Annotated in this window: 16 protein-coding genes; 12 read left to right on the forward strand and 4 right to left on the reverse strand. The window is 35.6% G+C overall.

The window, feature by feature from the left end; genetic code table 11:
* The first annotated feature begins 104 nt into the window (after positions 1-104).
* From CVT18_RS08500 to CVT18_RS08530, 6 genes are all read left to right on the forward strand, one after another.
* A complete protein-coding gene (locus tag CVT18_RS08500) occupies positions 105-989 on the forward strand; it encodes a helix-turn-helix domain-containing protein (protein ID WP_107824447.1) in 885 nt (294 codons plus the stop codon).
* Between the two features lie 55 nt (positions 990-1044).
* Positions 1045-2091, forward strand: coding sequence for a radical SAM family heme chaperone HemW (gene hemW, locus CVT18_RS08505; RefSeq protein ID WP_103628799.1), 1047 nt, complete (start codon positions 1045-1047; stop codon positions 2089-2091).
* Between the two features lie 67 nt (positions 2092-2158).
* On the forward strand, positions 2159-2557 hold the full coding sequence (gene tatB / locus CVT18_RS08515; protein ID WP_021091442.1) for a Sec-independent protein translocase protein TatB: 399 nt from the start codon (positions 2159-2161) through the stop codon (positions 2555-2557).
* Positions 2557-3315, forward strand: a complete 759-nt coding sequence (gene tatC / locus CVT18_RS08520) for a twin-arginine translocase subunit TatC (RefSeq protein WP_103628800.1) — start codon at positions 2557-2559, stop codon at positions 3313-3315. Before tatB ends, tatC begins: the two co-directional genes overlap by 1 nt.
* Positions 3308-4330, forward strand: a complete 1023-nt coding sequence (queA, locus tag CVT18_RS08525; RefSeq protein ID WP_103628801.1) for a tRNA preQ1(34) S-adenosylmethionine ribosyltransferase-isomerase QueA — start codon at positions 3308-3310, stop codon at positions 4328-4330. Before tatC ends, queA begins: the two co-directional genes overlap by 8 nt.
* Entirely contained in the window at positions 4327-5127 is an 801-nt protein-coding gene (locus CVT18_RS08530) for a hypothetical protein (RefSeq protein ID WP_103628802.1), read from the forward strand. The genes queA and CVT18_RS08530 overlap by 4 nt, the downstream gene beginning before the upstream one ends.
* Before the next feature lie 21 nt (positions 5128-5148).
* Here CVT18_RS08530 and ruvX read toward each other — a convergent pair whose 3' ends face one another.
* The 4 genes from ruvX to ilvC are packed head-to-tail and all read right to left on the reverse strand — an operon-like array spanning position 5149 to position 8713.
* Positions 5149-5532: a Holliday junction resolvase RuvX gene (gene ruvX / locus CVT18_RS08535; RefSeq protein WP_085658238.1), complete on the reverse strand. Its 384-nt coding sequence runs from the start codon at positions 5530-5532 to the stop codon at positions 5149-5151.
* Positions 5529-6299, reverse strand: coding sequence for a DNA-processing protein DprA (locus CVT18_RS08540; RefSeq protein WP_103628803.1), 771 nt, complete (start codon positions 6297-6299; stop codon positions 5529-5531). Before CVT18_RS08540 ends, ruvX begins: the two co-directional genes overlap by 4 nt.
* Entirely contained in the window at positions 6296-7687 is a 1392-nt protein-coding gene (locus tag CVT18_RS08545) for a divergent polysaccharide deacetylase family protein (RefSeq protein WP_103628804.1), read from the reverse strand. Before CVT18_RS08545 ends, CVT18_RS08540 begins: the two co-directional genes overlap by 4 nt.
* Before the next feature lie 3 nt (positions 7688-7690).
* Positions 7691-8713 (reverse strand): ketol-acid reductoisomerase, encoded by a 1023-nt coding sequence (gene ilvC, locus CVT18_RS08550; protein WP_054196937.1) that lies wholly within the window; start codon positions 8711-8713, stop codon positions 7691-7693.
* A 142-nt stretch (positions 8714-8855) separates the two neighbouring features.
* Between ilvC and CVT18_RS08555 the strand changes: the two genes are divergently transcribed.
* The 6 genes from CVT18_RS08555 to rpsR all read left to right on the forward strand — a co-directional run bounded on the left by CVT18_RS08555 (position 8856) and on the right by rpsR (position 13925).
* On the forward strand, positions 8856-9674 hold the full coding sequence (locus tag CVT18_RS08555; protein ID WP_103628805.1) for an HDOD domain-containing protein: 819 nt from the start codon (positions 8856-8858) through the stop codon (positions 9672-9674).
* Positions 9671-11590: an RNB domain-containing ribonuclease gene (locus CVT18_RS08560; protein ID WP_103628806.1), complete on the forward strand. Its 1920-nt coding sequence runs from the start codon at positions 9671-9673 to the stop codon at positions 11588-11590. Before CVT18_RS08555 ends, CVT18_RS08560 begins: the two co-directional genes overlap by 4 nt.
* Positions 11583-12581 (forward strand): DNA polymerase III subunit delta, encoded by a 999-nt coding sequence (locus CVT18_RS08565; RefSeq protein ID WP_103628807.1) that lies wholly within the window; start codon positions 11583-11585, stop codon positions 12579-12581. The genes CVT18_RS08560 and CVT18_RS08565 overlap by 8 nt, the downstream gene beginning before the upstream one ends.
* 77 nt (positions 12582-12658) lie before the next feature.
* Complete coding sequence (rpsF, locus tag CVT18_RS08570) at positions 12659-13078, forward strand: 30S ribosomal protein S6 (RefSeq protein WP_103628808.1); 420 nt, start codon at positions 12659-12661, stop codon at positions 13076-13078.
* A 13-nt stretch (positions 13079-13091) separates the two neighbouring features.
* Positions 13092-13649 (forward strand): single-stranded DNA-binding protein, encoded by a 558-nt coding sequence (locus CVT18_RS08575; RefSeq protein WP_103589590.1) that lies wholly within the window; start codon positions 13092-13094, stop codon positions 13647-13649.
* A gap of 15 nt (positions 13650-13664) precedes the next feature.
* Positions 13665-13925 (forward strand): 30S ribosomal protein S18, encoded by a 261-nt coding sequence (rpsR, locus tag CVT18_RS08580; RefSeq protein WP_021091467.1) that lies wholly within the window; start codon positions 13665-13667, stop codon positions 13923-13925.
* Positions 13926-14567: the final 642 nt, after the last annotated feature.

Below are 14567 nucleotides of genomic sequence, written 5' to 3' on the forward strand. Positions count from 1 at the left end.
AAACTCCTTATAAAAATTTAATGCACATTTTACTAAAATTAAATAATCGTTATCAATATCATACGTAACGCTAAAAGGATTAAATTTAACGCTTGAGGGATAAAATGATAAATTTAGACAAAAAATATGGAACGAGCAAGATATCTCAAAAGGAAAAACAAGTAAGCGTGGAGTTTTTCAAGCAAAGTAGTGGCATCAGCTATCTAAAAAGTGAAATTTTATGTAATGGTAGGATAAAAAGAGATCGTCACAAGTCTAAAAAATATCTATTTTTAATGTTTAATGAGGATAAAAACGATCTTTGCTTTAAACTTGATAAAAAAGAGTATATCTTAAACAAAGATGAATTTTGCATTGGGCTTGTTAATGACGATTTTAAAGGTGTCTTTGAGTATCAAAATAAATTTTATAAGACTAAAACACTACTTTTTGACGAAAGCTATGCAAATAAGCTTGAGATATTTGCTGGACTTAGATTTGATGATAAATTTGAGCTATTAAAATACAAAAAAGATTTAGCTCAAATTTGCGTTTTAAATGAGCTTGAGACGACAAATTTATATGAAGGCGCGATGAGGGAAATCTTTACCGAGTCAAAAATTTTAGAGCTTATTTATAAAAGTAAAATACAAAAAGAGAGCGAAATTTCACTTAGCAGCGATGAAGAAAAAACTCTTTTAAAGGCTAAAATGATCTTGCTAAGTCGTATGCAAAATCCTCCAAGCATCAAAGAGCTAGCTCATCTTTGTGGCACAAATGACTTTTGGCTAAAGAAAAATTTTAAGCTATTTTTCAAAGATACGATCTATCAGCTCTTAGCAAAAGAGCGTCTAAAGCTAGCTTTTACTCTTTTAGAGCAAAATGATATCAGCATAAAAGAAGCCGCAAATATCGTAGGCTACGCAAATACTGCACATTTTGCAAAAATTTTTAAGATAAATTTTGGCTTTTTGCCAAGCAAACTCTTAAAGACCAAAAGCTACTTTTAAACTGCTATAAATACCAAATTTCTTATAATCGCCAAAATTTTAAAAAGAGAGAAATTTGCAAGTTTATATCCACGTGCCATTTTGTGAAAGCAAATGTCCTTACTGTGCTTTTGGCTCAAGCGATGACGAATTTAACAAGGTCAGCGCCTATTTTAAGGCACTTTGCCTTGATCTAAATTTTCAGCTAAAAAGCCAAAATGTAAAAGAAATTTCTACTATCTTTTTTGGTGGCGGCACACCAAGTGCGGTAAATGCTAAATTTTATGATGAAATTTTTAGCATTTTAGCGCCTCTTTGCACTCCAACAACTGAGATCACACTTGAAGCAAACCCAAACTCAGCAAGCCTTGCTTGGCTAAAGCATGTAAAAAATTTAGGTGCAAATCGCATAAGCTTTGGTGCTCAAAGTTTTTTTGAAGATAAGCTTAAATTTCTTGGTCGCATTCACAGTAGGGAGCAAATTTTTAAAGCTGTAGAAAATGCTGGAAAAGCTGACTTTAACAACATAAATTTAGACCTCATTTACGACACTAAATTTGATACCAAAAAACGTCTTTTAGCTGAAGTGGCAAATTTAAAAGATCTTAATATCACTCACCTTAGCGCATACTCGCTCACACTTGAAGAAAACACCCCATTTGCTGGCAAAAAAAGCTACAAAAAGGATAGCGACAGCCTAGCTAAATTTATGATAGAACAAATTGGGCTTGCTGGCTTTAAACAGTATGAAATTTCAAATTTTGGTCAAATTTGCAAGCACAATCTTGGCTACTGGCAAGGCAAAAACTACCTTGGCGTGGGAGCTTTTAGCGTGGGCTTTGTGGATGGCACCAGATACTACGTCAAGAATAACATAGATGCCTACATCACGCAGCCAACGCATAGAGAAAAAGAAATTTTAAGCCAAAGTGAGTTAGTAAGAGAGCATATATTTTTAGGGCTTAGAAGCATAGTCGGAGTAGATGCTACTCGCTTAAATAAGTCACAACTAAACAGAGCAAATTTGCTTGTGGAAAATAAAAAACTTGATCTTAAAAACGGTAAATTTTATAATCCAAATTTCTTATTAAGCGACGAAATTGCACTCTTTATCGAAGGGTGAATTTATAAAATTTTGAGCAAAGTCAAGATAAAATACAAAGCTTAAATAAAATTTAATAGAGGCAAAAATGTTTGGAATGAGTTTTTCTGAAATCTTAGTTATCGCCATTATTGCAGTGTTAGTTTTAGGTCCTGACAAGCTGCCAAGCGCGATGGTTCAGATTGCAAAATTTCTAAAAATGTTTAAAAAAGGCATAAATGACGCAAAATCAACATTTGATCAAGAAATGAAGATAGCTGAGCTAAAAGAAGATGCCCAAAAATATAAAGAAAGCATAACTAAAAGTACGCAAAGTGTGCGCAAAAAGCTTACTTTTGAAGAGCTTGACGAGATCAAGAAAAGCGCAAGCGACGTCACTGAAAGTATACAAAACGTCGTAAGCGACACGAAAAAAACGGTAGAAAATATACAAAATCCAACAAATTTAGTTAAAGATGCGATCTTAAACGATAAAAAAGAGGCGTAATGTTTGAAGAGCTAAGACCCCATTTAATCGAACTTAGAAAGAGACTTTTTATAAGCATAGTAAGCGTTTTTATCTGTTTTGGCATCTGCTTTACGTTTTGGAATCCATTGCTTGCATGGATGAGCGAACCGCTAAAACAAGTCTTGCCAGCTGGCTCAAATATCATATTCACTCAAATTCAAGAGCCATTTTTTACAGCGATGAAGGTTGCATTTTTTGCTGGTGTCGTGATCGCGCTACCTATCATTTTTTGGCAGTTTTGGCTATTTGTCGCTCCTGGACTTTATGATAATGAAAAAAAATATGTGATCCCATTTGTCATCTCAGCTTCATTTATGTTTGCGTGTGGAGCGGCATTTTGTTATTACGTGGTGATTCCACTTGGCTTTGCATTTTTGGTAAATTTTGGTGGCCAGCTCTTTACGGCACTACCAAGCATTGGCGAGTATGTTGGCTTTTTTGCAAAACTACTAATTGGCTTTGGAATTTCATTTGAGCTACCAGTCATTACATTTTTTTTAGCAAAGATCGGACTTGTCGATGATAAAATGCTAAAAGATTACTTCAGATACGCTGTTGTTATTATCTTTATCTTTGCAGCCATCGTTACACCACCTGATGTGATAAGCCAAGTCTTAATGGCACTGCCACTTATCGGACTTTATGGAATTTCAATAATCGTCGCTAAAAGAGCTAACAAGAGCGACGATGAAGACGAAAAAGAAGAACAAGACAGCGACGTAGCAAGCGATGAGTAATATAAACGACGTCTCAAGTTATGATTATTTTTTGCCGGAAGAGCTCATCGCAAAAGAGCCAGTTTTGCCAAAAGAAGAGGCAAGATTGCTTGTCTATTTTAAAAATACAAAAGAGATAAAACACTACAAATTTAAAGATCTAGCCAACCTCATCCCAGAGGACGCAGCGGTCATTTTTAATAACACAAAAGTTATCAAAGCTCGTATTTTAGGACAAAAAGAAAGCGGAGGGGCTTGCGAAGTAATGCTAAATCAGCCCATAGGCGAAAATAAATTTAGCGTCTATATAAGAGGCAAAGTAAGCACTGGTAGCGTTTTAAATTTTCCTGATAATCTAAAAGTAAATGTGCTTGAGCTAAATGACGATGGCACAAGGGTGGTAAATTTCACCAAAAATGGTGTTATTTTAGATACGGCGCGTCTTTTTAGTGAGTTAGAAAAGATCGGTCACGTTCCACTTCCTCCGTATATAAAAAGAGCCGATACAAAGGATGATGAGAGCTGGTACCAGAGCATATTTGCCAAAAACATTGGCGCGGTAGCTGCCCCTACTGCAAGCTTACACTTTAGCAAACAGATGCTAGAGCAAATAAGTGCAAAACACAAGGTTGCCTATATCACGCTTCACGTAGGTGCCGGGACCTTTAAAGGTGTTGAGTGTCAAAATATAAATGATCATAAAATGCACTCCGAGTTTTATGAGCTAAGCGAGCAAGCACGCGAGATCATCAGCTCAGATAGGCCTATCCTTGGCGTTGGTACGACAGTTACTCGCTGCGTTGAAGAATTTGCAAGAAGTAAGCAAGCAAGCGGCTTTTGCAAGTTATTTTTAAACCTAAATAATAAGCCTATCAGGCAAAACTACCTTCTTACAAATTTTCATCTACCAAAATCAACTCTAATAATGCTAGTTACCAGCTTTATAGGGCTTGAAGAGACGATGAGGATTTATAAAACGGCAGTTGATGAAAAGTATAGATTTTACTCATACGGCGACGGGATGTTGATAATATGAAAGATAAGCCTATCGATATCATAAACAGAATGGAAATTTTTCTTAGCGCCATATACCAAGATGCGCAAGATACTAAGAATTCCATCATTTTTAGCTACGACCCAAGTTATCCAAGGTTTTTAAAATTTGATGCTACAAATCTCATAAAAACACTTGAAAATATTTGCAAATTTTTTCTTTACTCTACCGAATATGCAGATATTTACATTCTCTTTCAACTTAAAAATTATAGTCCCAAATCTGTACATTTTGATATTAAGATAAAATCTAGCCATAGCGTAATGAGGCCAAGCCACTACTATCTCAGCAAGATAAACAACTATCTAAAAAAAGCAAATGAATCTATGATCTCTCACAATGATGGAGAATTTTTAATATCTTTTAGTGCGGTACTAACAGGCGATAGAGCCATCCAAAGACAAATAAATATCAAAAATCAAACAAATACAAATATCTTGATCGCTTGCGATGACGATGCTTTGTTTGACACCATTAGTGCTCAGATAAATTTTTTAGGTCTAAAAGTTATCGGCAAAAACGACCTTAGCAATCTAATGAGACATATAAAAGATTCTATTTTTACCCCATTTGTTATTTTTATCGATAGTAAAATTTTAAAAAATGAAGCGATGCTAGAAGATATACTTGAGTTTAAAAATATTAAAAATTTTCGTATTGTAGCCATTTGTAAAAGCGATGAGTCGGCCAATGATCTGCCAAATCATATCACAGTATTAAAGCAGCCTTTTAGCACAGATAGCTTTCAGCTAGCTTTTAAAAATTCTCTTGAGAAATAGACCAATTTTTACCTTATGATTTTAATTTATCCTAAGATATCTTTTTAAAATAATAGTGGCTGAAATGCTATCTAGCCTACCATCTCGCCTTGTATTGGTATAAATTTCACTAGCTTCGCTACTGCTAAAGGCCTCATCTTGATAGACAATATTTGCCTTTACATCAAGAAGTGAGACAAAATGCTCGATGCGTCTTCTCATCTCATCTTCGCTACTACCGCCGATTGGCACACCCACTACTAGCGTATCTGGGGCATATTCATTTACCTTTTGGCTCACATCTTTTGCGGCTTGATTTCTATTTTTTCTAAGCACTGGCTCAAGCGGAGTCACGATCTCGCCAAAACCAAAGGCAAGTCCTATTCGCTTTAGCCCAACATCAATAGCCATAAATTTCTCTCTCATAGCACGCTCTTTACTCTTAGATTTGAAATTTCAACTAGCCCTTCAAGCTCGTACTCATAGATGATATCGCCAAATTTTGCTAAAACTTCATCAAGACTTACGCCATTTTTACAAAATTTTAAGATCTCATCACTAGTTTTTTCTTGCTCTTTAATCTCGCCAAAAAGTGAAGCAAATTTATGATAGTCATCAATAAGCTCGGCTTTTTTATTTGCAAGCAAAAAATTTGTCCCATCGCTTTCGCCCATGCGCTGTGGCAGTACATACACTGGAATTTTAAGCTCATTTGCAAGCCTCGCACTTTGCATAGAGCCACTTTTAAGATCAGCTTGCGCGACAACTAGAGCTTCACAAAGCCCCACAACTATGCGGTTTCGCTCCAAAAATCTATAAGCAAGTGGCGGCTCACCTTCATCATACTCACTAAGTGCCAAGGCTTTGGTGTAAATTTCATTTATCGCCACTTTATTTTGGCTTGGATAGATGGTGTCAAGTCCGCTTGCAAAAATGCCAATTGTTCGTGGCATAGCAGCTTTATGAGCTGCGATATCAACGCCGATTGCTCCACCACTTACCACACAGACGTTTGCACTTTTTAGTGCTGCGCAAAGTGCTGTGACGCACTCTTTTGTATAAACACTTGCCTTTCTTGAGCCAACAACTGCGATCTTTGGTAAGGATAAAATCGAAGTATCTCCGATAAAATTTAGCTGTTTTGGTGGATTTTTTAGTCTATTTAACGGCTCTGGAATAAAGTCAAGTCTCATAAAATATCTTTTAAATAAACCACATCAACATCTTTTAAAAGATTATTTTTACTCTCTTTTATAACCGAGATCGTATTTTTCTTTGGATGTCCAATGGCGATCGCATAGCCTCTTTTTTTAGCCAAATTTACAGCAGCCACAAGCTCACGCCTAACAGCACTAGCCGATGGATCGTCGTCTAAAAATATATCTCTTGAAATGTATGGCTGATTATGTTTTTTTGCAGCTCTTGCTACTGCGGTTTGAGCGATAGTTTTACTATCAACAAAGACAAAGCCCTGCTCTATCAGCGCCCTATAAGCCTTATCCATAGCGTCAAAATCGCTTGTAAAGCGCGATCCTGTATGGTTGTTTGTATATTTTGCACGTGGGAAGTCTTTGCGTATCTTTTTTATCTTTTCGTGCATGCTCTCAAAGCTCTCATTGATCGTGAGAGTGCCTATCTCTGGGCTATCAAAGTGTTTTGCTTGCATCGGAAGATGTATCATATAAAACTCAAATGTTCTTGCGATATTTGGCGTATCTGGATGAGTCTTTGTCGCTGGAAAAATAGACGGCGTGATTTTTAGGCCAAGCGATTTTATCATACTCGCATGTTCAAATGTCGCCACATCGTCTATTATGATGACGAGCTTTGCACGTCCTTTTATGCTAGCGCTTGGCGTAAAAGGTACCGCTTCAAAGCTATCTTTTTGTATATTTTTTTCTTCGTATTTTGTTTTTTCTATCTTTTTGGTAGTTAAATTTTCAGTTTTTTTAGCTGGCTCGACTTTTATGTTCTCGCTTTTAATTTTCTCTTTTTTTTCTATTTCAGTACTTTTATTTTGATCGACTTTTGCTTCAAAATTTTGAGGTTTTAACTCAGTTTTTTGTTCGACTTTTGAGCTATAAAATGGCTCTATCTTTTGTTCATTTTCTATTACACTAGGCTCTGTATTTTTATAACTTGCAAGTAAATTTTTAGTATCGTTTTGCTCTTTTTTTATCTCTTCTTTTTTGGCTTCACTCTTTACTTCAGCTATCTTTTTTTGCTCTTTTGGCTCAACTTTTGAATTTAAAGCAAGCTCACTTTTATGCTTAGGATCGGTAAAAATTTTACTTAAATTTTCATCTTCATCAAATTTTAGAGGGTATTTTCTCTTTTCGTATTCTTGTTTTTTCTCTTTACTGGCAACCTTTGGCTCAGCTTTTTTAGAAATTTGCTTCTCTATCTTTGGCTCATTTGCTTTGCTTATCTGTTCTGCACCATTATTTTTTATACTAAGGGCTACGCTAAGTGCTATTATCAAAATAGCTGCGATAATGCCGATACCAAGATAGGTTTTATTGTGAGAGCGACCTGCACTATTTTTTGTGGGTCGCTTCTTTGTAGTCTTTTTTTCGCTCAAGGCTTAGTTTTTATTTTGATCTATAAGTTTGCCGTTAGTTATCCAAGGCATCATTGCGCGAAGTTTTTTGCCAGTTTGATTTAGCAAACTTCTCTCAGCTATACCGCGTTCAGCGTTCATTCTAACATATCCTGCTTTTCTCTCTAGGATGAAGTCTTTTGCAAATTTACCGTTTTGAATCTCTTTTAAAACTTCTTTCATAGCTTTTCTGCTCTCTTCGCCAACTACCCTTACGCCGCTTACGTAATCACCGTATTCAGCGGTATTTGAGATAGAGTAACGCATATCGGCCATGCCACCTTGATACATCAAATCAACAATTAATTTTAACTCGTGCAAGCACTCAAAATACGCCATCTCAGGCTCATAGCCAGCCTCTACAAGCGTATCAAAGCCAGCATTTACTAATGCACATAAACCACCACAAAGTACTGCTTGTTCACCAAACAAATCTGTTTCAGTTTCATCTTTAAATGTTGTCTCAATGATGCCAGTTCTACCGCCACCTATACCGCAAGCATAGCTTAGAGCGATCTCTTTTGCCTTTCCACTTGCATTTTGCTCAACAGCGATAAGATCAGGTATGCCACCACCTCTTACAAATTCGCTTCTAACTGTGTGTCCTGGAGCTTTTGGAGCGATCATGATGACATCTATATTTGCTGGAGCTTTGATTTGACCAAAATGAACATTAAAACCATGTCCAAATGCGATAGCAGCATGATCTTTTAAATTTGGCTCGATCTCATTTTTATAAATTTCTGCTTGAAGCTCATCTGGAGTTAAAATCATAACCACATCAGCGCCTTTTGTAGCTTCGCTTACGGTTTTTACTTCAAAGCCTTTTGCCTCAGCTTTTGCCCAGCTTTTGCCACCTTTTGAAAGGCCAATCACAACGCTTACACCGTTATCTCTTAAATTTTCAGCATGTGCATGACCTTGTGAGCCAAAGCCGATGATTGCTACTTTTTTACTTTGAATAAGGCTTAAATCGCAGTCTTTATCATAATAAACATTTATAGCCATTGTTACTCCTATTATTAAAATTTGGCAAAATTATAACTTTAGCCAGCAAAAATTCGGCTGAAATATATGGAAACTCTTTTTAAGTTTTATGATAATTTATTTTGATAAAATACGCTGAAATTTCAAAAAAAGAGATAACTCAATGAATGAATCAGTTTTTAAAAAAATCAAAGCACTTCCACCATTAGATGACACAGTTATACAAATTCAGCGCTTACATGCGGACGAAAATAGCTCAATAAGCGATCTTACAAAAGTGGTCGAAAAGGATCCGATGCTAACAGCAAATATCTTGCGTTCAGCAAACTCTCCACTTTATGGGTTTTCTCAAGAGATCACAACCATCGCAAGAGCTATTTCTCTTTTTGGTATGGCTACTATTCGAGGTTTTGCACTTTCAAGTACGATTAAAAAGAGCTTTTCTATAAATTTAGAGCCTTATGGCATTACTACACAAGATTTTTTAAATATCTCGATAATACAAAATGCACTGATGTACAATTGGCATTCTAAAGTTAATCCTAAAAGTCTAGAAATTCTCTCTCCAGCTTCATTTATGCTTGAGATTGGCAAGATAGTTCTCGCTCATGAATTAGCTGAAAATAAGCAAGACATCGAATTTAGAGAAAAACTTAAAAATATATCTAGCCCAATCGATCTTGCCCTATTTGAAACAGAAATTTTAGATATGTCAAATGAAGAAGTTACAGCTAAAATTTTTGAACAATGGAACCTTGAGACAGAGCTTAGCAGCTCAATACTCTATTCAAATAATCCAGAAGAGGCACCAGATCATATAAAAGACTATGCAAAAGCCCTAAAAGTGATAAAAACGGCTGTAAATATCTTTAATCAACTTGATGATATAAGCATACAAAATACTCTACCTCTTCTTGACGAATACGGCTTTGGACATGATACGTTTTTAATGGCTGTCGCTAAAGTCAAAGATAATTTGTGAAAGAATTTCTAACCTCACTACTAGTTGGCATCAAGGAAAAAGAAGTTTCAAACGAAGATAAAGAGATTTTACGAAATCTCTTAAATCTTGGTGCCGTAAGCTCCTATAAAGATAAATTTTATCTAAATAACGGCTACGTCTGTGGCAAGCTAGACATCAGCCAAAACGCAACTGGCTTTATCATGCCATTTGACAAGCGCTTCAAGCAAGACATCATCGTAGAAAATAAAAATTTAAACAACTCTCACCTTGGCGACATTGTGTTAGCAAAGCTTTTGCCACTTAAGAAAAAACGCCAAAGTGCTAAAATAGTAATGAGCCTAAAGCTTGCAAATGAGACAAGTGTGGTCTATACAAAACGCTTTGGAGCGGCCATTTTAGGTGTAAATTTAAAAACTGGACTAAGCACGACCTTAAAAGCGACGCAAAAAAGCCTAAAGATGCTCGCACTTGGGACGCTACTTAAGGTAAACAACCTAAATAACGAAATAGTCGAGGTTTTAGGAAATTTAGAAGATCCACTAAGCGATGAGAAAATTTCGCTTGCCATTTATAATAAAAACGATAAATTTAGCGAGGCTTGTGAGCTTGAGGCAAAGGCTTTTGGCGACGAAGTCGATGCTAGCATGTATCCAAACAGGGTTGATCTAAGAAATTTAGAGTTTTGTACGATCGATCCAGTCGATGCTAAAGACTTTGACGATGCCATATATTTCGATGAGAAAAAGCGAGAAATTTACGTCGCAATCGCTGATGTGAGCGAGTATGTGACCGCATATAGCGCCATTGATAGTGAAGCTAAAAAAAGAGGCTTTTCTATATACTTTCCGCACATCTCAGTGCCGATGTTGCCGCGCGCGCTTAGTGAAAATATTTGCTCGCTAAAGCCAAATGTACCGCGCCTTGCATTTTGTTTTAAAATTTCACTTGATGCGAATAATGAGGTAAAAAAAGAGGAGCTTTTTGAGACGATCATCCTTTCAAAAAGGCGCTTTAACTACGACGAGATCGATGAAATTTTAGAAGGCAAAAGAGAGTGTGAAATTTCATGGATCAAGCCACTTTTTAAACTCACCACAAAGCTTCGCAAAAAAAGGCTTTTGCACGCATTTGACTTTAGGACAAAAGAGCTTAGAATGAGCCTTGATGAAGAGGGTCAAATTTTACAAACTAGGTTTGAGAGTGACTCCGACTCCCATAGACTTGTTGAGGACTGCATGCTTTTAGCAAACAAAGCTGCTGCAAAGCTCATCACAAAGGGCGTTTTTAGAAACCACGCTTCGCCTGATTTTAAAAAGATAGACACATTGCTTGAAGACTTGCAACTTCTGGGACTTGACTTTACCTATGAGAGCGACCTTGCAAATTTGATAAGAAAGATACAGCTAAAAGCCGATGAACTTGGCAACCGCGAAGAGATAGATAAGCTCATCATCAAGTCTCAAAAAAAAGCTGAGTACTCAAGTGAAAATTTAGGCCACTTTGGGCTTGGATTTGACAGATATACGCACTTTACAAGTCCTATTAGACGCTATTCCGACCTTATTTTACATAGGCTTTTAAAGGCTAAAATTTCAAAAGATGACAAGCTTTACAACTTTTTGCTTTTAAACATCCAAAGCACCTGCGCAAATTTAAGCGAGCTTGAAAGAGAGGCCGACAAGGTAGCCTACGACTTTATGGATAGAAAATTTGCACGCTGGGCAGCCGCAAACATCGGCAAAGAGGTGCGCTGCTATGTGAGCGAAAACCAAAATGTCTTAGTTGCTAAGCTTGATGATTATTTTGTCGGAGCTAGGATTTTTATAACAGGATACAGCGCAAATTTACTTCAAAAGCTTGTCGTAAAGATCACAGAGGCCGACATCGCAAGTGCTAAAATTTTTGCAAAAGTGGTAAGAAAGATCGATGTATAGAAAAGATTTGGAGCTAAATTTAGCAAATGCAAATTTAAGCAACTACTTCTTGCTTTTTGGAGCAGATGAGTTTCAGATCGAACTTTTTGGTAAGGAAATTTTGAGCTTTTACTCAAGCGAAGATGCAAATTTATTAAGCCTTTATTTTGACGAGTACAACTACGCGCAAGCAAACTCTCACCTAGGCGAGCAGTCACTTTTTGGCGGCAAAAATATCCTCTATGTAAAAAGCGACAAAAAGATCCCAGCAAAAGAGCTAAAGGAGCTCATCTTGCTTTGCTCAAAAAGTCAAGACAACTACTTTTTGTTTGAGCTTTATGAGGCCGATATGAAACTAGTTTTTGATACACAAAAGGCTTTTGGGACAAATTTTGCGAGATTTTTTAAGCCATCAACTCCAGATGAAGCGATAAATTTACTAGCCAAAAACTCAGCCAAAATAGGCCTAAACATAACTAAAAATGCACTTTATGAGCTTTATTTTACGCATAATGAAAATTTATACCTTGCAGCAAGTGAGCTAACAAAGTTAAAGAACCTAAACACACACATCGAACAAGATGATGTAAAAAGGCTGGTTTTTGGACTTGGTGGGATAAATTTTGATGACTTTTTCAATAAATTTATGGCTCTAAAAGATATAAAAAACGACTTTTTTACCTATCTAGAAGATCCAAATTTTAATGAAATTTTACTTCTAAACTCGCTTTACAAAGCATTTTTTAGGCTATTTAAAATTTACTCTTATATAAAGATAAATGGTCGCTTAAATTTAGATGAGGCGATTGGTTATCAACCGCCTGTAAATGTTGCAAATTTATTAAAAACAAATAGCTTAAAACTAAATTTAAACGCCTACTTAGAGATATTTAAAACGCTAAATTTAGCCGAGCTAGAGCTAAAAACAAACACAAAAATGGATAAAGAAATTTTTGTATTATCAACTATTTTAAATTTACAATATCTCATATCAACAGCAAATATTAAGTAACTTTAAGCTAAAATCCACCCTTGCTTAAAGCAAAATCCTTGCTCACAAAGTGAGCTAAATATCCATAAGGAGAAGAAATGAAACATTACGAGCTTTTATTTATTCTTAAGCCGACATTAACGGAAGAGGAAGTTAAAGCTAAAGTTGACTTCGTAAAAGAAGTTATAACAAAAAATGGTGGCGAGATCGCTACTGTCGTTGAGATGGGTACTAGAAAACTAGCTTATACCATCAAAAAATACGAGCGTGGAACATACTTTGTTATCTATTACAAAGCACTACCAGCGCTTCTTGCAGAACTTACAAGAAATGTAAGGATCACTGAAGATATAATAAGATTTTTAAGCGTTAAATATGAAAATAAACGCGAAATCGCAGCTTGGGAAAGACTTTGCAAAGGTATCAAACAAACTATAAAAAAAGAGCCTCGTGAGCCAAGAGCACCGCGTGAGCCAAGAGTTGAAAAAGTAGACGAGCAAACTTTTACAGAAGAATAATCAAGGATAAAAAATGTTCAATAAAGTAGTACTAGTTGGGAATTTAACAAGAGATATCGAGCTAAGATACACTACTAGTGGATCTGCTATAGGAAATTCCGGTATTGCTGTTACTAGAAAATTTAATACTAACGGCGAAAAACGTGAAGAGACATGCTTTATTGACATATCATTCTTTGGCAAATCAGCTGAGATAGCAAATCAATATTTAAGCAAAGGCTCCAAACTTCTGGTTGAAGGAAGATTAAAATTTGATCAATGGACCGACAACAATGGACAAAACCGTTCAAAGCACTCAATCGTAGTTGAAAATATGGAGATGCTTGGCGGAAATAGCGGAGCTAATGGACAAAGTCAAGGTGGATTTAATCAAAATAGTTCATACTCGCAACAACGAAATAATGGTTCAAATAATAGCTATGGTAATGGTGGATATCAAAATTCAGCACCACAAAGACAGCAAATGCAACCACAAAATAAAAAAGTTCAAGAAGAGTACTATGAGGAGAAAATCCCTGATATAAACATTGACGCCGATAATTTTGATGGCGACAACGAAATACCGTTTTAATTTAAAGGATAGAAAATGGCAGAAAAAAGAAAATATTCACGTAAATATTGCAAATTTACAGAAGCAAAAATTGATTTTATAGATTATAAAGATACTTCTCTTTTAAAGTATTGTTTATCAGAGAGATTTAAAATAATGCCAAGGCGTTTAACTGGCACATCAAAAAGACATCAAGAAATGGTAGAAAAAGCGATCAAAAGAGCTCGTCATGCAGCTATTATACCTTACATAGTAGATCGCAAAGATGTAGTTTCAAATCCTTTTGATGGACTATAATTATTTAATTTACTAAACCCCTATTAATGGGGTTTAATCCTAATCTTAAATATCCTAGATTTATGTTCTTATAGATTTTTATTTATTGACTGCAGTTTAAAGTATTTTCAAGTACTATCTTATAATTTTGGTTTAACTTGCACGAGGCAATTAGAATTTATTTAGGTAGATATCTCAAATATATGCTGTCTTTAAATAACTCTATAGCATCAATTTATTAGTTCAAAATAACTTATTTAGCCATATGTATAATCAATATCGTTGATCCATATTATTCGCAATTTTTACCACGAATCACGCATCATCTATCGTATAGCAATAGCTGCTCACATGAGGCTAAAGGACAAGATACTTAAATGTAAATAAATTTTATTAAATAAATTCAATATTCATCCATTTGGTGTCTGCATATCTTGCAAGTGGGCTTTATAATATGTTTTATTTTGAAAACTTATTGATGCCAAACCAACCTAACCATGCAACAATGTTAACTAAAAACAAATTTTAAACATCCTTTTCTTGACATGTAATAATGTTTTTTGTATAATCTCAATTCTTTTCTAAGCAAATGTCTTGCTAGCTCAGTCGGTAGAGCATCTCACTTTTAATGAGGGGGCCGTTGGTTCGAATCCAACGCAGGAC

The sequence above is a fragment of the Campylobacter concisus genome, from assembly GCF_003048405.1.
GTDB lineage: Bacteria > Campylobacterota > Campylobacteria > Campylobacterales > Campylobacteraceae > Campylobacter_A > Campylobacter_A concisus_Q.

Bases quoted from the DNA above. Each gene is read 5' to 3' on its own strand.
- CVT18_RS08500 (WP_107824447.1), top strand. From the start codon at position 105: ATGATAAATTTAGACAAAAAATATGGAACGAGCAAGATATCTCAAAAG.
- tatB (WP_021091442.1), top strand. From the start codon at position 2,159: ATGTTTGGAATGAGTTTTTCTGAAATCTTAGTTATCGCCATTATTGCA.
- tatC (WP_103628800.1), top strand. From the start codon at position 2,557: ATGTTTGAAGAGCTAAGACCCCATTTAATCGAACTTAGAAAGAGACTT.
- queA (WP_103628801.1), top strand. From the start codon at position 3,308: ATGAGTAATATAAACGACGTCTCAAGTTATGATTATTTTTTGCCGGAA.
- CVT18_RS08530 (WP_103628802.1), top strand. From the start codon at position 4,327: ATGAAAGATAAGCCTATCGATATCATAAACAGAATGGAAATTTTTCTT.
- ruvX (WP_085658238.1), bottom strand. From the start codon at position 5,532: ATGAGAGAGAAATTTATGGCTATTGATGTTGGGCTAAAGCGAATAGGA.
- CVT18_RS08540 (WP_103628803.1), bottom strand. From the start codon at position 6,299: ATGAGACTTGACTTTATTCCAGAGCCGTTAAATAGACTAAAAAATCCA.
- ilvC (WP_054196937.1), bottom strand. From the start codon at position 8,713: ATGGCTATAAATGTTTATTATGATAAAGACTGCGATTTAAGCCTTATT.
- CVT18_RS08555 (WP_103628805.1), top strand. From the start codon at position 8,856: ATGAATGAATCAGTTTTTAAAAAAATCAAAGCACTTCCACCATTAGAT.
- CVT18_RS08565 (WP_103628807.1), top strand. From the start codon at position 11,583: ATGTATAGAAAAGATTTGGAGCTAAATTTAGCAAATGCAAATTTAAGC.
- rpsF (WP_103628808.1), top strand. From the start codon at position 12,659: ATGAAACATTACGAGCTTTTATTTATTCTTAAGCCGACATTAACGGAA.
- CVT18_RS08575 (WP_103589590.1), top strand. From the start codon at position 13,092: ATGTTCAATAAAGTAGTACTAGTTGGGAATTTAACAAGAGATATCGAG.
- rpsR (WP_021091467.1), top strand. From the start codon at position 13,665: ATGGCAGAAAAAAGAAAATATTCACGTAAATATTGCAAATTTACAGAA.